Annotated in this window: 20 protein-coding genes and 1 pseudogene; 14 read left to right on the forward strand and 7 right to left on the reverse strand. The window is 67.2% G+C overall.

Annotated features, from left to right (window positions below; all coding sequences use genetic code 11):
- Positions 1-196: 196 nt before the first annotated feature.
- The 4 genes from C3B78_RS19905 (at position 197) to C3B78_RS17630 (ending at position 4,973) form a co-directional block, all read left to right on the forward strand.
- Positions 197-346: a hypothetical protein gene (locus C3B78_RS19905; RefSeq protein WP_199775281.1), complete on the forward strand. Its 150-nt coding sequence runs from the start codon at positions 197-199 to the stop codon at positions 344-346.
- A gap of 175 nt (positions 347-521) precedes the next feature.
- A complete protein-coding gene (locus tag C3B78_RS17620) occupies positions 522-3,170 on the forward strand; it encodes an exo-rhamnogalacturonan lyase family protein (protein ID WP_104999215.1) in 2,649 nt (882 codons plus the stop codon).
- Between the two features lie 108 nt (positions 3,171-3,278).
- Positions 3,279-3,944: an SRPBCC family protein gene (locus C3B78_RS17625; protein ID WP_104999870.1), complete on the forward strand. Its 666-nt coding sequence runs from the start codon at positions 3,279-3,281 to the stop codon at positions 3,942-3,944.
- A 123-nt stretch (positions 3,945-4,067) separates the two neighbouring features.
- Positions 4,068-4,973 carry an SRPBCC family protein gene (locus C3B78_RS17630; protein WP_104999216.1) on the forward strand — a complete coding sequence of 302 codons (906 nt, stop codon included), beginning with the start codon at positions 4,068-4,070 and terminating at the stop codon, positions 4,971-4,973.
- 66 nt (positions 4,974-5,039) lie between these two features.
- Here the strand turns inward: C3B78_RS17630 and C3B78_RS20320 are convergent.
- Both C3B78_RS20320 and C3B78_RS17635 read right to left on the reverse strand, forming a co-directional pair.
- Positions 5,040-5,162: pseudogene (locus tag C3B78_RS20320) on the reverse strand (rhamnogalacturonan lyase family protein); the annotation flags it as partial.
- Positions 5,163-5,193: 31 nt separating this feature from the next.
- A complete protein-coding gene (locus C3B78_RS17635; RefSeq protein ID WP_104999217.1) occupies positions 5,194-5,700 on the reverse strand; it encodes an Lrp/AsnC family transcriptional regulator in 507 nt (168 codons plus the stop codon).
- A 92-nt stretch (positions 5,701-5,792) separates the two neighbouring features.
- Here C3B78_RS17635 and C3B78_RS17640 point away from each other — a divergent pair, with 92 nt between their 5' ends.
- From C3B78_RS17640 to C3B78_RS17655, 4 genes are all read left to right on the forward strand, one after another.
- Entirely contained in the window at positions 5,793-6,887 is a 1,095-nt protein-coding gene (locus C3B78_RS17640; protein ID WP_104999218.1) for a histidinol-phosphate transaminase, read from the forward strand.
- On the forward strand, positions 6,884-7,567 hold the full coding sequence (locus C3B78_RS17645; protein ID WP_396136687.1) for a YitT family protein: 684 nt from the start codon (positions 6,884-6,886) through the stop codon (positions 7,565-7,567). The genes C3B78_RS17640 and C3B78_RS17645 overlap by 4 nt, the downstream gene beginning before the upstream one ends.
- Before the next feature lie 70 nt (positions 7,568-7,637).
- Positions 7,638-8,279 carry an NADPH-dependent F420 reductase gene (locus C3B78_RS17650; protein ID WP_104999219.1) on the forward strand — a complete coding sequence of 214 codons (642 nt, stop codon included), beginning with the start codon at positions 7,638-7,640 and terminating at the stop codon, positions 8,277-8,279.
- A gap of 185 nt (positions 8,280-8,464) precedes the next feature.
- Positions 8,465-8,803 carry a hypothetical protein gene (locus C3B78_RS17655; protein ID WP_104999220.1) on the forward strand — a complete coding sequence of 113 codons (339 nt, stop codon included), beginning with the start codon at positions 8,465-8,467 and terminating at the stop codon, positions 8,801-8,803.
- A gap of 53 nt (positions 8,804-8,856) precedes the next feature.
- On the opposite strand, the gene C3B78_RS17660 is transcribed toward C3B78_RS17655, so the two are convergent.
- A complete protein-coding gene (locus C3B78_RS17660) occupies positions 8,857-9,792 on the reverse strand; it encodes a threonine/serine dehydratase (protein ID WP_104999221.1) in 936 nt (311 codons plus the stop codon).
- Positions 9,793-9,799: 7 nt separating this feature from the next.
- Positions 9,800-10,069, reverse strand: a complete 270-nt coding sequence (locus C3B78_RS17665; RefSeq protein ID WP_104999222.1) for a hypothetical protein — start codon at positions 10,067-10,069, stop codon at positions 9,800-9,802.
- 186 nt (positions 10,070-10,255) lie between these two features.
- Here C3B78_RS17665 and C3B78_RS17670 point away from each other — a divergent pair, with 186 nt between their 5' ends.
- Entirely contained in the window at positions 10,256-10,864 is a 609-nt protein-coding gene (locus tag C3B78_RS17670; RefSeq protein ID WP_104999223.1) for an AAA family ATPase, read from the forward strand.
- Positions 10,865-10,959: 95 nt separating this feature from the next.
- On the opposite strand, the gene C3B78_RS17675 is transcribed toward C3B78_RS17670, so the two are convergent.
- On the reverse strand, positions 10,960-11,814 hold the full coding sequence (locus C3B78_RS17675; RefSeq protein WP_234005453.1) for a hypothetical protein: 855 nt from the start codon (positions 11,812-11,814) through the stop codon (positions 10,960-10,962).
- A gap of 195 nt (positions 11,815-12,009) precedes the next feature.
- Between C3B78_RS17675 and C3B78_RS17680 the strand changes: the two genes are divergently transcribed.
- Positions 12,010-12,768, forward strand: coding sequence for a GntR family transcriptional regulator (locus tag C3B78_RS17680; RefSeq protein ID WP_234005454.1), 759 nt, complete (start codon positions 12,010-12,012; stop codon positions 12,766-12,768).
- Positions 12,769-12,783: 15 nt separating this feature from the next.
- Here the strand turns inward: C3B78_RS17680 and C3B78_RS17685 are convergent, their stop codons facing one another.
- Complete coding sequence (locus C3B78_RS17685; RefSeq protein ID WP_104999225.1) at positions 12,784-13,242, reverse strand: PTS sugar transporter subunit IIA; 459 nt, start codon at positions 13,240-13,242, stop codon at positions 12,784-12,786.
- Positions 13,242-13,472, reverse strand: a complete 231-nt coding sequence (locus tag C3B78_RS17690) for a glucose PTS transporter subunit EIIB (protein WP_079595209.1) — start codon at positions 13,470-13,472, stop codon at positions 13,242-13,244. Before C3B78_RS17690 ends, C3B78_RS17685 begins: the two co-directional genes overlap by 1 nt.
- Positions 13,473-13,701: 229 nt before the next feature.
- On the opposite strand from C3B78_RS17690, the gene C3B78_RS17695 reads away from it, so the two are divergent.
- The 4 genes from C3B78_RS17695 (at position 13,702) to C3B78_RS17710 (ending at position 17,789) form a co-directional block, all read left to right on the forward strand.
- Positions 13,702-14,952 carry a PTS transporter subunit EIIC gene (locus C3B78_RS17695; RefSeq protein WP_104999226.1) on the forward strand — a complete coding sequence of 417 codons (1,251 nt, stop codon included), beginning with the start codon at positions 13,702-13,704 and terminating at the stop codon, positions 14,950-14,952.
- 67 nt (positions 14,953-15,019) lie between these two features.
- Entirely contained in the window at positions 15,020-15,799 is a 780-nt protein-coding gene (nagB, locus tag C3B78_RS17700) for a glucosamine-6-phosphate deaminase (protein WP_104999227.1), read from the forward strand.
- Positions 15,784-16,575 (forward strand): copper homeostasis protein CutC, encoded by a 792-nt coding sequence (locus C3B78_RS17705; protein ID WP_199775282.1) that lies wholly within the window; start codon positions 15,784-15,786, stop codon positions 16,573-16,575. The genes nagB and C3B78_RS17705 overlap by 16 nt, the downstream gene beginning before the upstream one ends.
- Positions 16,572-17,789, forward strand: a complete 1,218-nt coding sequence (locus tag C3B78_RS17710; protein ID WP_104999228.1) for an N-acetylglucosamine-6-phosphate deacetylase — start codon at positions 16,572-16,574, stop codon at positions 17,787-17,789. Before C3B78_RS17705 ends, C3B78_RS17710 begins: the two co-directional genes overlap by 4 nt.
- Positions 17,790-17,834 lie beyond the last annotated feature (45 nt).

Genomic DNA, 17,834 nt, shown 5'->3' on the forward strand with positions numbered 1-17,834 from the left:
CCAAGGGCCGGCGGCGCCGGCCGTCCATGTTTGTTTGGAAAAGGTGCCGCCGCGAATGGACGGCGCTTGATGCCCGCTGCCCCACCAGTCCAGCACAGAAGTCCGGGTGCTGCCAGAGCGAGGAAGTACGTCCTTGACACGCCGCACGGGGGAGCGCTGAATGATCTGTAGCGAAGTCCCCCGGTCAGGAGCAGCCATGAGCGAGAATCCATTGCAGGACGAGCGGGTCCACGCGGAGGCACCCGCCGAGGGCGATCCGGACGCGGATATCACTGAAATCCGGGCCCACTCACAGGAGCCTGCCGAGGGACCGGACACAGACGAAGCCGCCCGGAAGGGCAAGTAGCAGCGCGCTTAATGAAGGGCATTCCGCCACCCGCGTCGCCATTCCACCATTCCGTCGTTCCCGGCTGCGCTCCGGATGATGGGTACCCCTTGCGGTCCCGCCGGTTTCGGGTCTACTTTTGAAACGAATCAGAAAACGGTTTCCCAACGCACCATGAGTCGACGAAGTGGATAACATGACGGACAGCACCCTCCTCAGATGGCTCGACGGCGAGGCGCCTGCGCAGATCAGCGGCGGAACCACCTGGGGAATGCCCTTTGCCCGCGGCTCCGTCCCTTCAGCCCGGGCCCTTTCGGTCTCGGACGCCAGCGGATCCCCGGTTGCCGCCCAGGCCTGGCCCCTGGCCACGTGGCCCGACGGTTCCCTCAAATGGGCGGGCATCGCGCTTCCCGCCACGGACTCGCCGTCGGAGGGTTACCTCGTAAGGTCCGACGGCGGCGCGTCACCCCGCGAAGGCAATCTCCCGCCGTCGGGCGCCACCGACGTCACCGTCACGGAAACCGCTGACACCCTCACAGTGGACACCGGCGCCCTCCAGATGGTGCTCAACCGCGGCGGCTCTACCCTGTTCAGCAGCCTCACCCGCAACGGCACGGAAGTGGCACGGGACGCCCGCCTCGCCAGCCTCCTGCAGGACGGAATATCCGAGGGCCCCGGCACCTTTAGCCGCGAGGCCTTCACCGGCGAGGTCACCGCCGTCACGCTTGAACAAAGCGGACCCGTTCGCGCCGTGGTGCGGCTGGAGGGGCGGCACCGGCCGGACGCTCCCGGAAGCAGCCGCCGGGACTGGCTCCCGTTCGTGGTCCGGTTCTACTTCTACGCCAACGCCCGCAGTGTCCGGATGGTCCACTCCTTTATCTGGGACGGCGACGCGGAGCTGGATTTCCTCGCCGGTCTTGGCGTCCGGTTCAGCGTGCCGCTGGCGTCCGAACTCCATGACCGCCACGTCCGCATTGCAGGGGCCGACGGCGGCTTCCTCACCGAAGGGGTCCGCGGCCTGACCGGCCTGCGGCGGGACCCCGGCACGGACGTCCGCCGGGCGCAGGTGGAGGGCAGGCCCACCCCGCCGCCCGCGGCATGGAACCCGGAGGTGTCGGAGCGGCTGCATTTGATCCCGGCGTGGAACGACTTTACGCTCAGCCAGCTCAGCGCCGACGGCTTCGAGCTGCGCAAGCGCACCGCGCCCGGCCACGCCTGGGTGGGGATCTCCGGCGGGACAAGGTCGGCCGGCTTCTGCTCGCTAAGCGATGCCCGGGGCGGTTTTGGTGTTGGCATCAAGGACTTCTGGCAGTCGCACCCCGGCCAACTGGACATCCGGAACGCTGCGACTGATGAAGCGGCCCTGACCGCGTGGCTGTACTCCCCCGAGGCCCAGCCGATGGACCTGCGCTTCTACCACGACGGCTTGGGCCAGGACACCTTCGAGGAACAGCTCGAGGGGCTCGAAATCACGTACGAGGATTACGAACCGGGATTCGGCAATCCCACCGGAATTGCCCGCACGCATGAGTTAACCCTGTTCGCGTACGAGGGCACGCCGTCAACGGAAAGCCTGGCGGCCGATGCCCTGGCCGTTTCCACCCCCGCCCTGCTCCAGGCCGCCCCGGAGTACCTGCACTCCGTGGGCGTCTTCGGCGACTGGGCTCCCGTGGACCGCAGCACGCCTGCCCGCGCGGAGCTTGAGGACCACCTGGACTTCCTCTTCGATTTCTACGCCGGCCAGGTGGAGCAGCGCCGCTGGTACGGGTTCTGGAACTACGGCGACGTGATGCACACCTACGACCTTGACCGGCACGTATGGCGGTATGACGTGGGCGGCTACGCATGGGACAACTCCGAGCTCTCCCCCGACCTGTGGCTCTGGTACTCGTACCTGCGCTCCGGCCGGGCGGACATCTTCCGGTTCGCCGAGGCAATGACCCGGCACACCGGGGAAGTGGACGTCTACCACCTGGGAGCCTGGCGCGGCCTCGGCTCCCGGCACAACGTCCAGCACTGGGGCTGCAGCGCCAAGCAGCTCCGCATCAGCACGCCCGCCTACCGCCGCTTCTACTACTACCTCACAGCGGACGAACGGACCGGGGACCTGCTCACCGAACTGGTGGACAGCGACCAGAACTTCCTGGGCCTGGATCCCGTGCGCAAGGTCCGGCCCGACGCCGACACATACCGGCCGGACCGCGGCGCCCTGGGGGTGGGTCTCGGCACGGACTGGGGTTCGCTCGCAGCCACCTGGCTTACGGACTGGGAACGCACGGGCAACCCCCGGTCCCGGGACCGCCTCCTGGGCACCATGGCAGACATTGGCGCCCTCAAGTACGGCTTCCTCACCGGCGAGGCGCTGTACGACCTGGACAAGGGCCGGTTCGACACCGGCCGCGAGCTGCTCCAGGTCTCCCACCTCAGTGCAGTGTTCGGGCTGGTGGAGATCTGCAGCGAACTGGTGGACCTGGTCCCCGATCCGGACTTTGAGCGGGCGTGGCTGCAATACTGCCGGCTCTTCCTGGCCACGAAGGAGGAACAGATGGACGCCGTGGGCCAGCCGCTTGAGGGCATCCACCTCACGCAGGCGCACAGCCGGCTGACCGCCTATGCTGCGGCCCGGCTGGATGACCCCGAACTCGCTGCCCGGGCCTGGGCGGGCTTTGCCGAAGGAGGCGAACACCTCAATCACGGGTCGGCGTTCACGCTCCGGGAGATCGAGCCGCCGCACGTGCTGCTGCGCGTGCACGAGGCACCCACCGTCTCCACCAACGACACCTCCCAGTTCGGCCTGGCGGTGATCCAGAACCTGGCGCTGATCGGCAAGCACCTCCCCGGCTGACCGTCCCCTGCGTTACTGAAGGGGTGGTGGGGAGTGTCCGGACGGAGCAAACTTAAGCTACTGATGACCAGCTTTCTCATCGGTTTCGGTTCAGTCAAAGGAGACGTCATGAGCACGAAAGTGGAGAAACGGATTGTGGTCGATGTACCGGTCAGCACCGCCTACACCCAGTGGACCCAGTTCGAGGAGTTTCCGCGCTTCATGGGCGGCGTGGAGAGCGTGACCCGCCTCAGCGATGACCGCCTCAAGTGGATGGCCCATATTGGCGGGGTGCGGCGGCAGTGGGAAGCCAAGATTCTTGAGCAGCTTCCCGGCCGGCGGGTGGCCTGGGCCGCGGTTGAAGGCGTCACCAACTCCGGCGCGGTCGATTTCAGGGACGCCGGCAATAACCGGACCGAGCTCACCCTGACCCTGGAGTACAAGCCCGCCGGGGTAGTGGAAAGGGTGGGCAGCCTGCTGCATGTGGTGGGCCGCCAGGCGGAACACGACCTCAAGAAGTTCAAGGATTTCATCGAACACCGGGGCCCTGCCGCCCAGGCCGAAGCCACCGCGCCCGCCGGAGCGACCGCGCCGGCCGGAGCGACGGTGGCGGCGGCCGAGCAGCCGACCTACAACCGCTTCGCGCACCCGTTCGACCAGACCGGCGGCATGGTGGATTTCGAGGGCGAGTCGGACGAGACGGCCGAGGGCGAAAGCTACAGTTCCGCCGAACGCCGGACCCGCCGCAGCGGGGGTAACCTCCCACCGATCGACGGCAGCCTGGGCCAGCACTGAACGCGTTCCTTCCCGGCTGCGGGTGTTGCTCTGGAAACCAGCCCGCCCAAAAGGTATGTTGGTAAGCATGCTGATGATTTTTACCGACTTGTCAGCTTCCGGTAACACAGCGAAGGAGACGTTATGAGCACGAAGGTGGAAAAACGCATTCTGGTGAACGTACCGGTAAGCACCGCTTACAACCAGTGGACGCAGTTCGAGGAATTCCCGCACTTCATGGGCGGCGTCAAGAGCGTGACGCAGCTCAGTGACGACCGGCTCGAGTGGGTGGCCGAGATCGGCGGCATCCGCCGGCAGTGGGAAGCCAGGATCCTGGAGCAGGTCCCGGACCGCAAGGTCGCCTGGGCAGCTACCGAAGGTGCCACGAACGCCGGGGCAGTCGAGTTCGAGGACGTCGGCGGCGGCCAGACCTCCCTGCAGCTGACGCTCGAATACGAGCCCGAAGGAATCATCGAAAAAGTGGGCGACAAGCTCAACGTTGTGGACCGCCAGGCCGAGGCAGACCTCAAGCGGTTCAAGGAATTCATCGAGGATGAGGGCTACGCCAGCGGTGCCTGGCGCGGCAGCGTAAGCTCCGGGGCGCCAGTCGGCACTCCGGGCGTGGAAGACGCCGCGGGATCGCGTGGCGATTCCGGCAAGGCCGGCGTGTCCGGCAAGGTGGCCGCCGGCGTGGGCGTAGCAGCGGCAGCAGGCGCAGCAGCCGCAATGGCCGGTTCAAAGCAGGACACGGCCGAGGCCGCGGATGTAACGGTCACTCCAGCGAACCCCTCGGAACCCGTCACCGTCACGCCGATTCCGGCGGACACTACGGGCACGACGGCGGCAGCCGGCTCCACCGGTTCGGTCGCCGACCTGGGCGATGACAGGATCGGCCACGCCTTCGACCAGACCAACGGCCTCGTGGACACCACCGGGGAGTCGGACGAGACGGTTGAGGGCGAGAACCTGAGCGCGGGCGAACGGCGCGAAGATGAGCGCCGGCCCGATGGCGGCCTGCCGCCCGTTGGCGGCAACCTCGGCCAGCACTAACAGGATGTAGCCGCAGCGCAACAGAAAGCGCCGTCCACCTCCTTTCCGGAGGCGGACGGCGCTTTTTCGGTTGCCGTAGCCGTCGCCCCACGCGGCTACGCTGCCACGCGGCGGATCGTAGGGAACCGTGTCCATGATTGTGCCGCTGGCGCCGTTGAACGCGGTGAGGAATTCCGGCCTGGACTGAACGCTACGGAACAATATCTCCCGTTTGGTCCCGTCAAAGCCTCGCGGCTGCGTCGCCGCGCGGCCGGCCCGCTGCCGCCTGCAGGAGCGGCAGCGTCCTCGCGGGCATGACCTCCACCAGGGACATGGCCGTGCTGGTTCGTACGACGCCGGCGATCGCCAGCATGCTGCGGGTGACCCTATGGAGATCGGCGGGGTCCTTCGCGGCGACTTTCGCGAGCAGGTCCGCGTCGCCGGTGGTGGCGTGCATCTCGATGATTTCCGGAATGGTGCGCAGTGCCGCCATGGCCTCATCGCTGGCGGACTGGCTGATGGAGATCGAGATGAAGGCGATCAGCGGCAGGCCGAGGGCGTCTGTGCGGACGCGCTGGCTGAACGGGGCCAGGCTGCCGTCGTTGACCAGGCGCCGGAGCCGCGCGTGCACCGTGTTGCGGGCCACGCCCAACGTCCGCGACAGGGACAGGACCGTGGCCTGCGGATCCGCGTCCATGGCCAAGAGGATTTCGGCGTCCAAGGCATCGATGAGGTGCATAGTGAGCATTTTGTCATGTTGCCGGGCCTTCTCCACCCTGATCTGTCCTGCCTGATTTGCTCGTGTTGCGCAGATGCTCCGCGCTGCCCCACGATGCCTTCATGGCCACCATCCTTCCCCAGGCACCGGCACCCGAGGTGCGTTCCGCCGTCGCAAACCTCCCCGCTTACATTGCCGGGAGGAGCGCGGAAACGGCCCTGACTGCCGCCCTCGCCTCGAACGAGAGCCACTTCGATCCCCTGCCCTCGGTCATCGACGTGATCTCTGCCGAGACGCGCAGGATCCACCGGTACCCAAGCATGGGCGCCGTGGACGTCCGGGACGCGATCGCACGCCACCTCTCGGTGTCCGCGGATGAGGTTGCTGCCGGGCCGGGAAGTTCCGGGGTGCTGCAGCAGATCATTTCCGCGGTATGTAACCACGGCGACGAGGTGGTTTTCGCGTGGCGTTCCTTTGAGGCCTACCCCATCCTGGTGACGGTGGCCGGCGCCGTGCCTGTCCCCGTCCCGCTCCGCGACGACGAGCACCACGACCTTCCTGCCATGGCCGCTGCCGTCACCGGGCGGACGCGGCTGGTAATCCTCTGCTCTCCCAACAACCCCACCGGCGTGTCCATCCCGGCGGACGCGCTGGAGGAATTCCTCGGAGCCGTGCCGCCGCAGGTCCTGGTGGTGCTGGACGAGGCCTACATCGAATTCCAGCGGGGCCCGGGTTTGGATTCCCTGGAACTCTACCGCCGGCACCAGAACCTGTGTGTCCTGCGGACCTTCTCGAAGGCCTACGGGCTGGCCGGGCTGCGGATCGGCTACGCCATCGCCCGCCCGGCCGTGGCTGAGGGGCTGCGGCGCACCGCCATTCCATTCGGCGTCAACCGCATGGCGCAGGCGGCCGCGGCGGCGTCACTGGACGCGCAGGTTGAGATCCGGGAACGGACCGATGCGGTGGCGGAGGAGCGCACCCGCGTTGTTTCCTCCTTGCGCCAGTCCGGCTGGACTGTCCCGGACAGCCAGGCCAATTTCTACTGGCTGCGGGCATCTGACGGGCTGCGGGAACAGATCCTTGCAGCGCTTTCCGACGCCGACATCCTTGCACGGGGATACGCGGGCGACGGCGTCCGGGTCACCTTGGCGGACAGGGAAACGAACAACCGGGTGCTCGCCGTGCTCGCGGACCGCGGGCGGTTTGCCGCCCAGTGAGCACGCCAACCGCGTCACCCGAAACCACCGCCGCCCCAACCACGCCGGACCTGGGACCGGCGGCACCAGGCCGCGTGCCGCCGTCGGCCGTCCGCCATTCCGCCATCGAAGATGTCCTAGGGATCCTCACGGGCGCCTTCACCGCCTCACTGGGCCTGTTCCTGCTCAAGTCCAGCCAGGCTGTCACGGGCGGAACGGCGGGCCTGGCGCTGCTGCTCAGCTACTCCCTCCCGGTTTCTTTCGGCGTTATCTTCATGGCGGTGAACGCGCCTTTCTTTGCCCTGGCGGTCTGGAAGAAGGGCTGGAACTTTGCCCTCCGGACGGGGGCCGCCATCGGTCTGGTTTCGGCCATGTCCGGCCTGCACCCCTGGGCACTTGGCGCCCTGCACATCGACCCGGTGTACGGCGTGCTGGGCGGCAACCTGCTCGCCGGCGTCGGCTTGCTGATCCTATTCCGGCACCAGTCCAGCCTGGGCGGCTTCAGCATCCTTGCCCTACTGCTGCAGGAGAAGTTGAAGTGGCGCGCCGGGTACGTCCAGATGGTGCTGGACGTGGCGATCGTCCTGGCGGCGCTGGCCGTGGTGGCTCCCCTGATGGTGCTGCTCGCCGCCGCCGGAGCCGTCCTCCTGAACTTCATCCTGGCCCTGAACCATCGCCCGGGACGCTACCTGGGAAAGTGACCGCCGGCGCGCGGATTTATTCCCCGGCCCGCCCTGAAATATCTTTGCCCGGGTCGCTGTTGCCGGGGACATGACAACAATCGGAATCATTGGTGCAGGACATATTGGAAGCCAGATTGCCCGGAAGGCAGTGGAGTTGGGCTACGACGTAGCCATCAGCAACTCCCGCGGCCCTGAAACGCTGGCCGGGCTGGTGGCGGAACTCGGCCCGAACGCCCGGGCCGCAACTCCTGCGGAGGCAGCGGCGGCCGGTGATTTCGCCGTCGTCGCCGTTCCGCTGAAGAACTACAGGGACGTCCCGGTTGAGCCGCTGGCCGGCAAGGTGGTGATTGACGCCAACAACTACTACTGGGAACGGGACGGCCGCATCCCTGCCCTGAACAATGGCGAGGCCACCACGTCCGGGCTGCTTCAGGAACACCTGCGCGACTCGAAGGTGGCCAAGGGCTTCAACCACATTATGGCCGCCGAGATCACCACGGACGGGAAGCCTTCCGTAGCCGGGGACCGGCGGGCCCTGGCAACGGCCAGCGACTATCCGGAGGCCGCCGAACTGGTCACCCGCCTTTATGACGAATTCGGCTTCGATACCGTGAACATCGGCCTGCTGGAGGACAGCTGGCGCGTGGAGCGGGACCGCCCGGCGTACGTTGTCCAGCAGGACGCCGCCGAGCTCAAGGAAAACCTGGGCAAGGCGACCCGGACCCCCTGACGGCACGCCAACTGGCTGGCAGCAAACGTCGCGAAATCGTATTTTGGAGACGTTAACTGCCGGCCCGGTCTGCGGCAGCTCCGCACGATGGTGTTGCCGGCACAGGCACCTGCAGGGTGCGCGCCAAGACATCGGGGGCCCCGTTCTGCTTACAATCGAAACCTCAAACAACTACTGAGGGACCCATGAAGAAATTCGCCACAGCCCTGATCGCCGCCGGACTCGTTGTCTCCGCAACTGCCTGCACTGCCTCGAACCAGCTCACCACCGCGGAAACCTGCGAGCGGATCCAGTCCGTCGTGTCCAACCCGGCCAACAACGCCGGCAAGACCGGCATGAACCGCCTGGCCAACCAGATCCGTCCCATTCACGCCGTCGCCTCAGACGACCTCAAGGGTGCCCTTGCATCGATCCTTGAGTACACGGACGAGCAGGCCAAGGAAACGCCGGACGAGGCCAAGCTCGGCGAGCTCCAGTCCGGCTATGAGAAAGCCGGCGCCACGTACAGCCAGTTCTGCAGCTGATTTCCGGCTGACTCCGGCTGCAGGCGGCGCGCTGCGCTGCCGTGGGGATCCGGTCACCCAAGGGTGGCCGGATCCGTGTTTGCTCCGCACAGGACTACCGCCACTCGCTCACCGACGCCCGGGACGAAGGCGCCGGAAGTAAGCGCGGCATAAGCGGCAGCGGCGCCGTGTTCCACGATGATCTTGTAGTCATCCCACAGCTTCCGGCGGGCTTCGATGATGTCGCCATCGGACACCAGGACGCTTGCGACACCGGCGCGGACCGCCACAGAGAAGCCGATGTCACCGATGCGGCGGGCACCGAGGGAGTCCGCCGCTATGCCCGATACGGGGACGTCAACCGGCGCTCCGGCGGCCAGCGCTGCGTGCAGCGTCGGTGCCGTTTCCGGCTCTACCGCCACCACTTTGGCCCGGCCCTCGACGGCCGCCGCGATTCCTGCCATCAGCCCTCCCCCGCCCACGGCAACCAGGATGGTGTCCACACCGCCCAGCTGGTCGAGCAGCTCGAGCCCTACCGTTCCGGCACCAGCGGCAATTTCGGGCTGGTCGTAGGCGTGGCAATAGACCGCCCCGGTTTCGCCGGCATGCCTGACGGCCGCCTGGTAGGCCTCCGCGTACTCGGCCCCGCCCTGCACCACTGCTGCTCCGATGGCCTTCAGCTTTCCTACCTTGACGGCGGGCGCGGCGGCGGGGACGAACACGGTTGCGGGGACGCCCAGCTGTGCGGCTGCGTAGGCGTTGGCCAGTCCGGCGTTGCCGCCGGAGGCCACCACGACGCCGACATCCGGCTTCAGCTCCCCGCGTTCCTTGGCAGCAAGAACCCGGTTGAGGGCTCCGCGGGCCTTGAACGTTCCGGTGTGCTGCATGAATTCGCATTTGAACCACACCGGGCCGGGGAAGGCTTCCGGGTCGCCTTCGAGGACAGGCGTTACACGGGTGAGGCCAGCGGTCCTTCGCGCTGCCAGTTCCACGTCGGCGCGGGTGATCATTGCTGCGCTAGACCTCGTCGTCCCAGGTTCCCGGCTCCTGCAGCGTTTCCTCGGGCTTGTGTTCCCGGGGCGGTTCGCCGCTGCCCGTGTAGGATGCCGGAACGGTTCCTGCAGCATGCGCCTGCTGCTCTTCCCGGATGTTGCCGGCACCGGGCAGTTCCGGGTGCTGGCCGCTCTGCGGGGCCTGCTTGGCTTCGTTGGATTCCCCGGCTTCGTCCGGATCTCCGGGGCCGCGAAGGTCTGCGGTGTTCTTGGGCTCGTCATTGCCAGCGGTCATGGTCCTGCCTTTCGCTTGGGAACTGCGGTGTCCGGCGGGGTTTGCACGGTACCGTTCTCCACCCTACGGGCTGACCTCGTCCGGCAGCCGGAACCTGGCAAATGCGGCCCGGCACCTGTGAATTGCGACTCAGCCGGGACTTCCGGAGCGTACGCTGCGTTAAACCCAATGGCGAAAGGAGGCCACATGATCATTGTCCTGACCGGGATTGACGGTTCGGGAAAGTCCTCGGCCGCCCGCGCCCTGGTATCTGCCGTTGAAGCCGAAGGCGGCCATGCACTGCTGCTGAACAACCATGCCGGCCGGCGAAGCATGTCCGTCCTATGCGCGAAGCTGGGGATTCGCCTGCCTGGCAGCGCTGCGGACGCCTTGGAGACCACGTTCCGGATGTGGAACGTGCTGGTAAACCACCTCCGTGCCAGCCGTTTCGACGGCCTGACAGTGATGGACCGGCACCTGTACTGCCAGCTGGCGCTCCGGAAAACAAGAGGCTTGGGGCGCGGCCGCCTGCTCCCGTGGCTGCTGAACGTGCTTCCGGCCCCTGACGCCGTCGTGCACCTCGAGGTGGACCCTGAGGTGGCCCACCACCGCATTGTCGAGCGCGGCACGGACGCCGAGACCTTGGAGGACCTGGTTGCCTTCGCGGACGCGTACCGTGCCCTGCCGGAATTCAGCGGCTTTCTGAAGGTTGACGCCTCGGTGCCTGTCCCGGAGATGGCGCAGCGCCTGGCGTGCGTCATCCGCCAACTGGCGCCTCCGACGACGGCACCACAGCCCGCGCCGCACGGTGACTAAGCGCCGCACGGACACAGGACGGGCGGACAAGGGCGGGCGGACCCACAGTCAGCCCGCCCTCCCCAAGAGGCGTGAAGCCCCAGCGCGATGAAACCCTAGCGCGATGCCGTTGGCGAAGCCGAGGACGTCGCGGTGCCCGTCGACGCGCTCTCCGTTGCCGTAGGTGAAGCTGAACCGCCCGGCGAGGACGTGCCGGTGGAGCGGGACGTGCTGGTGGACGTCGGGCTGGAAGTCCCGCTGCCGCCGTCGGCCTTCTTCAGCACCTCGTTGATGAGGTCCTCAAGCTCCTTCTGGTCCGGGTCCCCGAGGTTGGCGCCGCTCTTGGTGGCAACCACCAGCAGCCGCCCCTGGGCAGCGGAAACCTGCATCAGCTTTTGCTGGTTTTCACCGCTGCGCGTGCTCAGGGTGGCGAAGGTCTTCTCGGCGTCAGTCTCCGCGTTCACCTCCTCGCTGGCGACCTCGTACTTTTGCCCCAGGGCCTCAACGGAGAACTTGGCACACTGGTCCATCTTGCCGCTGATGTCAGCCAGCACCTTCACTGCGTCCGGCCCCTCGCTGCCTGACTGGGCGGACAGGCTGCGGGGCTGGTCCCCCTCAGAAAGCGCCACGGCTACGTCGCCGCCTTCCACTTTGTCCAGCAGCCCGGCCGTGGCGATGTCCTTGCAGTCTGCAGGATCCACGGTTGCGGCGCTCAGGAGCAGGTTGGCGATGTTTCCGCCCTGGTCCACCTGCTCCTTGGAATACAGCTTCAATTCATTGCCGTCGTCATCAGACATGCCGGAGATCAGCTCGCGCAGCTCATCCTCGCTGTAAACCTTCGCCTCAGCTGTAGCGGAAGCCGACGCTGTCGCCGAAGCCGAAGGGCTGGCAGTTCCACCACCGCCGCCCGTACAGCCGGCCAGCGCAATCATCGCTGCTGCCAATACTCCAAGCGCAGGTACTCTTCGCATCAGGTACAACCCCTTACAAGAAATAGGAAGCATGCTTAGTGTTCCTAGCCTAAGGGATGCAACCCTCCGCTGGAAATATGGTGCACAGCTCCGGGATGACGGCGGGCCGCAGGGATCCGCCAGCCCGGCGTCCATATGGAATAATCCGTTGCAGTGGTCCTTACCGGACCGCTCCACGGACCGGAGGGGGCACACGTGCCAGCCACAGCACCACCAGCGAGCAGCGCTCCGCCGTCCGGCCCCACCATCCACAACTCCCAGATCCCCAAGCATGAGCAGTTGCGGACCATCATCCTCAAGCTGGCCAGGGAAGAACTGGAGCCCGGCGCCAGGCTTCCCAGCGAGCGCACCCTCATGGATTCCTACGGCGTCAGCCGGATCACGGTCCGCGCCGCGATTGGACGCCTGGTCAACGAGGGCCACCTGGTCCGGGTTCCCGCCAAGGGCACCTTCGTGGCGGATTCCCCCGTGCAGTCCACGCTGCACCTCGCCTCCTTCACCCAGGAAATGGAGGCGATGGGACACGTTCCCAGCACCGTAGTACTGGTGGCGGAAACCGCCGCCGTCCCCGCGGACACTGCCGAAGCGCTGAGCCTTGCCCCTGGATCTGAAGCGATTCATCTCAAGCGGCTCCGGCTGGCGGACGGCCGCCCGGTCAGCGTCGACGACGCCTGGTACAGCCCCGAGCACGCCCCGGGCCTGCTGGATATCGACCTGACCGGATCCGTGTACAAAGCACTGGCGGCGCAGTTTGGCCACCAGATTGACCGGGCGCGGCAAAGCGTCCGGTCCGAGGGCGCCCCCGCGGATGTGGGGGCACTCCTCGGAACCGGAACCGGGGCGCCGGTTTTGGCCTTCGACCGGGTGTCCTATTCAGGCCCCCTGGCCATCGAGCATTCGCGCTCCTGGTACCGCTCGGACCGCTACTCGCTCACCATGGAAGTCCGGCTCTAGCCCCCTGCCAGCGTCTTAGTCCAGCGAAAACAGGCCTGCGCCGGCAGTCACCGCACCCGTTGCCATGAGCGTTGCCGTGTCCGGCTTGGTATCGAGGACGACGACGGGACTCACCATTGAGTAACCGGCCGCCAGGGCGGCGGCGGGGTCCACGTGCATCACGGATTCACCGGCGCCAACGGTGTCGCCCTGGGCAATCAGCAGCTTGAAGCCTTCGCCTTTGAGCTTGACCGTGTCGATGCCCACATGGGTGAGCACTCCCCGCCCGGCTGACTCCACCACCACAAAGGCGTGCGGCAGGAGCTTGACCACTTTTCCGGCGACGGGGGACACGACGTCGAACGACTCTCCTGCCGGCGGCTCAACGGCCGCGCCGGAACCCACCATCTGGCCTGCGAAGACGGGATCCGGAACGTCCGACAAAGGAACCACGCTGCCGCTGATGGGCGCGAGGACAACAAGCGTTTCCGGCATCAGAGCAGGTCCTCGATGTCTTCGGCCAGGTTGTCCGCCTCCGGGCCAACAATGACCTGGACTGCGGTGCCTGCTGCGAGGACGCCGTGGGCTCCGGCCGCTTTCAAAGTGGCTTCGTTGACTAGCGACCCGTCCTTCACCTCGGTGCGCAGGCGGGTGATGCAGGCCTCGACTTCCACGATGTTGGCGGCTCCGCCAAGGCCCTCAATGATCTTTTCTGCTTTGGACATGGCTGCCCTTTCTGACGGTGCCCCGGGGAGCACTGCTTCAGCACCAGGACCGGCGGCCCAAGTGCGACCAATTATGTTCCCGTTCATCGGAACTGTCAGCGCCTGCCCCGTAGAAGTTCTACCTTGACATGCGCTCGTGGGATGAATCACACTGAACTGGTCATAACCAGACAGTACCGGCTGGAACCGTTTCTTCACAAGCCCCCACCGATCCCGCAGAGGTGTAACCATGTCAACGTCCGAGACCACCGCCCTGGCTCCAGAGAAGAAGCCGAACAGGGCCTTCGCAACCCTCCAGCGGCTGGGCCGCTGCCTGATGCTGCCCATCGCCGTCCTCCCCGCCGCCGGCATCCTGCTTCGCATCGGGCAGGCAGACCTGTTGGGCGCGATCCCCGGCTTCGAAGGCGGCGCAGCCGTCATCTCCGCCGCGGGCAACGCCGTCTTCACCTGGCTGCCGCTCATCTTCGCCGTCGGCATCGCCATCGGCTGGGCCAAGAAGGCCGACGGTTCCACCGCATTGGCAGCAGTGGTGGGATACATGGTGATTGACGGCGTCTTCAAGGCCATGTCCCCCCTGGTCCTGGCCGGCCAGGTTGACCCCGCCGGCAAGCCCGCCATGATCAACTACGGCGTCCTGGCCGGCATTGTGGTGGGCCTGCTGTCCGCCATGCTTTGGCAGCGGTTCTACCGCACCAAACTGCCGGACTTCCTGGGCTTCTTCAGCGGCCGCCGCCTGGTGCCCATCCTGACGTCCGTCACCAGCCTGGCAGCCGGCGTCGTCCTTGCCCTGTTCTACCCGCTCTTCAACGCCGGGCTCTCGGCAGTGGGCGAAGCCGTAGCCGGCAACGCCGTGGCCGGTGGCGGCGTCTATGGTTTCGCCAACCGCATGCTCATCCCGGCCGGCCTGCACCACATCCTCAACTCCGCCGTGTGGTTCCTCATTGGCGACTACACCGACGCCTCGGGACAGCTTGTCCGCGGCGACCTCAACCGCTTCTTCGCCGGCGACCCCAGCGCAGGCATCTTCATGACCGGATTCTTCCCCATCATGATGTTCGGCCTGCCGGCAGCAGCCCTTGCCATCTGGCGCCACGCCAAGCCCTCGCAAAAGAAGATCGTGGGCGGCATCATGCTTTCCACCGCCCTCACCGCCTTCTTCACCGGCATCACCGAACCGCTTGAGTACTCCTTCATGTTCGTCGCCTTCCCGCTCTACATCGTCCATGCAGTCCTCACCGGGACGTCCATGGCCCTGGTCAATGCCCTGGACATCCACCATGGCTTCACGTTCTCTGCCGGGCTGATCGACTTCGTCCTCAACTTCGGTAAGTCGGAGAACGGCTGGCTGCTCATCCCCATCGGACTGGGCTACGCGGTGGTCTACTACTTCCTCTTCTCCATCGTCATCAAGCGCTGGAACCTGCGGACGCCCGGCCGCGAAGACGACGAAGTCACTGTGGAGACAGACGCCGCCAAGTAGCGGCATCCCCCTCCCCCGCCCACCCCGCCGCCAAGCAACGGCGCCAGCAACCGAAAGTATCTTCACCGTGGAAATCATCATCCTTCCCGCCCCTGCCGACGTAGCACGCACGGCCGCGGACGCCATCGAGGAACAGGTCCGCCGCGGCCCGTCCGTCCTGGGCCTCGCCACCGGGTCCACCCCGCTGGGCACCTACCAGGAGCTCATCGAACGGCACCGGACCGGCGGCCTGAGCTTTGCCGGGGCGCAAGCCTTCCTCCTCGATGAGTATGTTGGCCTGCCCAGCACGCACCCGCAGTCCTACCACTCGGTGATCCGGGACGAGTTCACGGCCAGCGTGGATTTCGATGCGGACGCGGTACATGGGCTGGACGGGATGGCGGAGGACCTGCGGGCCGAGGCGGAGCAGTACGAGGCGCGGATTGCAGCTGCGGGAGGGGTGGATATCCAGATCCTGGGCATCGGCACGGACGGCCACGTGGGGTTCAACGAACCGATGTCGTCACTGGCCTCCCGGACCAGGATCAAGACCCTCACCCGGCAGACGCGGCAGGACAACGCCCGCTTCTTCGACCACGCGGACGACGTGCCGGACCATGTCCTGACGCAGGGGCTGGGCACCATCCGCGAGGCCCGGCACCTGCTGCTGCTCGCCATGGGCGAGGCCAAGGCGGAGGCCATCGCGGCCGCCGTCGAGGGCCCGGTCGCCGCCAACTGCCCCGCGTCCGCGCTCCAGCTGCATCCGCATGTCACGGTCCTGGTTGACGAGGCCGCGGCCTCGCTGCTGGCCCACCGGGCCTACTACCAGGACACGTTCGGACGGAAGCCGGCGTGGCAGGGGCTCTGAGCACGGGCCAGGGTACGCCGGTGGCTGTCGTCAGCCGGCCGCAGCTGGAGCTTGCCGTGGAAAATGCCGACGGCGTGCGGCTGGCTGCCGCCGTCGGCGCGGCCCGCGTGGAGCTCTGCGCAGCCCTCGCCGAAACCGAGGGCATCACACCCAGCATCGGGATGACGGAACAGGCCTGCCGCGTCGGGCTGCCCGTCCACGTCCTGGTGCGGCCGCGCCCGGGCAACTTCGCCTACTCCGATGACGAACTCGACGTCATCGAGCGCGACGTGGCCGCCTCGCTGGCCGCCGGGGCCGCCGGTGTCGTGGTGGGGCTGCTCGGGGCCGACGGCGGGCCGGACGTTCCTGCCCTCCGCCGGATCGTTGAAGCGGCACGCCGGTCCAATCCGTCTGCGGAAATCACGTTCCACCGGGCGTTCGATGCTGCCCTCGCGGCCGGCGCCGACCCTGCGGACGCGCTGGCCCGGCTCCAGCAGGCAGGCGTGGACCGCGTCCTGACGAGCGGCGGCAGTCCGGACTGCGGCTCAGGCCTCGCCATGCTGGGCGGCCTGGTCGGGCTGGGACGCACGCACGCTCCGACGGTCCAGATCATGGCCGGCGGAGGAGTGACGCTTGACCTGGTACCGTCACTGCTCGGCATCGGCGTCCACGCCGTGCACACCTCCGCCCGGCCACGCCTGAACGGCCGTTCCGGCACGGACCGCGCAGATGCCGCCGATCCTGACCTGGCAGCCCGGTTGGCGGCAGCACTGACGACGCGAGGACTGGAACCATGAGCCCCGAACTGATTCTTCGTGGCCGCATTGTCACCGGAAGCATGGACGTCCCCGATGGTGTCGTGGCGGTCGACGGCGGCGTGATCACCTACGCGGGCCCGGCGTCGGGATTTTCCGTGCCGGACTCAGGCGGGGCCGAAGGTGCCGGGCCGGACGTTGCCGGACGTGTCCTTTTGCCCGGGCTGGTGGACCTGCATTGCCATGGGGCACTGGGCTCGGATTTCTCCGAAGGATCCGTCGAGGGTGCCCGGTCCGCGGCACAATACCTGCACAGCCGCGGAACCACCACGCTGCTGGGGAGCCTGGTGACGGGATCGCCGGAGCACCTGGTCCGGAACCTCAAAGCCCTGCGGGGCCTGGCGGATGAGGGGCTGATCGCCGGTTCCCATCTTGAGGGCCCCTTCCTCGCTTCGGCACAGTGCGGCGCACACGACCCCGCGCTGCTGCGCGAACCCGACGCCGGACTGGTGGCCGAGCTGCTTGAAGCGGCCGGCCCGTCCCTGGCCTCAATGACATTAGCAGCGGAACTTCCGGGCGCTGGAGCCCTTGCGGCCATGCTCACTGCGCGGGGGATCATTCCCTCCCTGGGCCACACTGCCGCAGACCCCAGCACCGCGGCAGCCTTCCTGGAACAGGCGGCCGCAGGACTCGCGGCCCCGGGCAGCCCCTCCGCCAGGACGCGCCCAACCGTCACGCACCTGTTCAATGCCATGCCCGGCCTGCACCACCGCTCCCCCGGACCGGTGTCATCCAGCCTCCGGGCTGCGCACGCAGGCAACGCCGTGGTGGAGCTGATCGCCGACGGCGTCCACCTTGCCCCGGAAACCGTCAAGATGGTGTTCGAGCTGGTGGGGGCAGAAAACATCGCACTGGTCACCGACTCGATGGCCGCCACCGGCCTTCACGACGGCCAGTACCGGCTGGGGACACTGGCTGTCACGGTGGACAGGGGCGTGGCCAGGGTGGACAACACCGGTGCCATCGCGGGTGGAACCGCTACCTTGCTGGACGTTGTGCGGACCACGGTTGCGGCAGGCGTCACCCTTCAGGCTGCGGTCCTCGCGGCAACGGCCGTACCTGCCTCCGTCCTGGGACTGTCCTTGCAGGTGGGAGACCTGCGCGCCGGCATGCGTGCCGACGTCGTCCTTGTTGACCGGGACCTGCGTCTTGGGGGAGTGCTGCGCCGGGGCGAGTGGGTCACGCCGCCGGGGTAGCGGTGTTCCGTTGTCCGGACGTTGAATGTCAGACCCCACCGCCAA

Origin of the sequence: Arthrobacter sp. PGP41, assembly GCF_002953935.1 — a bacterium.
Taxonomy (GTDB): domain Bacteria; phylum Actinomycetota; class Actinomycetes; order Actinomycetales; family Micrococcaceae; genus Arthrobacter.

What these genes read in the sequence shown, in the direction of transcription:
- C3B78_RS17625 (WP_104999870.1), top strand. Translation starts at nt 3,279, where the DNA reads ATGAGCACGAAAGTGGAGAAACGGATTGTGGTCGATGTACCGGTCAGC.
- C3B78_RS17620 (WP_104999215.1), top strand. Translation starts at nt 522, where the DNA reads ATGACGGACAGCACCCTCCTCAGATGGCTCGACGGCGAGGCGCCTGCG.
- C3B78_RS17640 (WP_104999218.1), top strand. Translation starts at nt 5,793, where the DNA reads ATGGCCACCATCCTTCCCCAGGCACCGGCACCCGAGGTGCGTTCCGCC.
- C3B78_RS17710 (WP_104999228.1), top strand. Translation starts at nt 16,572, where the DNA reads ATGAGCCCCGAACTGATTCTTCGTGGCCGCATTGTCACCGGAAGCATG.
- C3B78_RS17675 (WP_234005453.1), bottom strand. Translation starts at nt 11,814, where the DNA reads ATGCGAAGAGTACCTGCGCTTGGAGTATTGGCAGCAGCGATGATTGCG.
- C3B78_RS17650 (WP_104999219.1), top strand. Translation starts at nt 7,638, where the DNA reads ATGACAACAATCGGAATCATTGGTGCAGGACATATTGGAAGCCAGATT.
- C3B78_RS17660 (WP_104999221.1), bottom strand. Translation starts at nt 9,792, where the DNA reads ATGATCACCCGCGCCGACGTGGAACTGGCAGCGCGAAGGACCGCTGGC.
- C3B78_RS19905 (WP_199775281.1), top strand. Translation starts at nt 197, where the DNA reads ATGAGCGAGAATCCATTGCAGGACGAGCGGGTCCACGCGGAGGCACCC.
- C3B78_RS17690 (WP_079595209.1), bottom strand. Translation starts at nt 13,472, where the DNA reads ATGTCCAAAGCAGAAAAGATCATTGAGGGCCTTGGCGGAGCCGCCAAC.
- C3B78_RS17635 (WP_104999217.1), bottom strand. Translation starts at nt 5,700, where the DNA reads ATGCTCACTATGCACCTCATCGATGCCTTGGACGCCGAAATCCTCTTG.
- C3B78_RS17670 (WP_104999223.1), top strand. Translation starts at nt 10,256, where the DNA reads ATGATCATTGTCCTGACCGGGATTGACGGTTCGGGAAAGTCCTCGGCC.
- C3B78_RS17685 (WP_104999225.1), bottom strand. Translation starts at nt 13,242, where the DNA reads ATGCCGGAAACGCTTGTTGTCCTCGCGCCCATCAGCGGCAGCGTGGTT.
- C3B78_RS17630 (WP_104999216.1), top strand. Translation starts at nt 4,068, where the DNA reads ATGAGCACGAAGGTGGAAAAACGCATTCTGGTGAACGTACCGGTAAGC.
- C3B78_RS17665 (WP_104999222.1), bottom strand. Translation starts at nt 10,069, where the DNA reads ATGACCGCTGGCAATGACGAGCCCAAGAACACCGCAGACCTTCGCGGC.
- C3B78_RS17695 (WP_104999226.1), top strand. Translation starts at nt 13,702, where the DNA reads ATGTCAACGTCCGAGACCACCGCCCTGGCTCCAGAGAAGAAGCCGAAC.
- C3B78_RS17655 (WP_104999220.1), top strand. Translation starts at nt 8,465, where the DNA reads ATGAAGAAATTCGCCACAGCCCTGATCGCCGCCGGACTCGTTGTCTCC.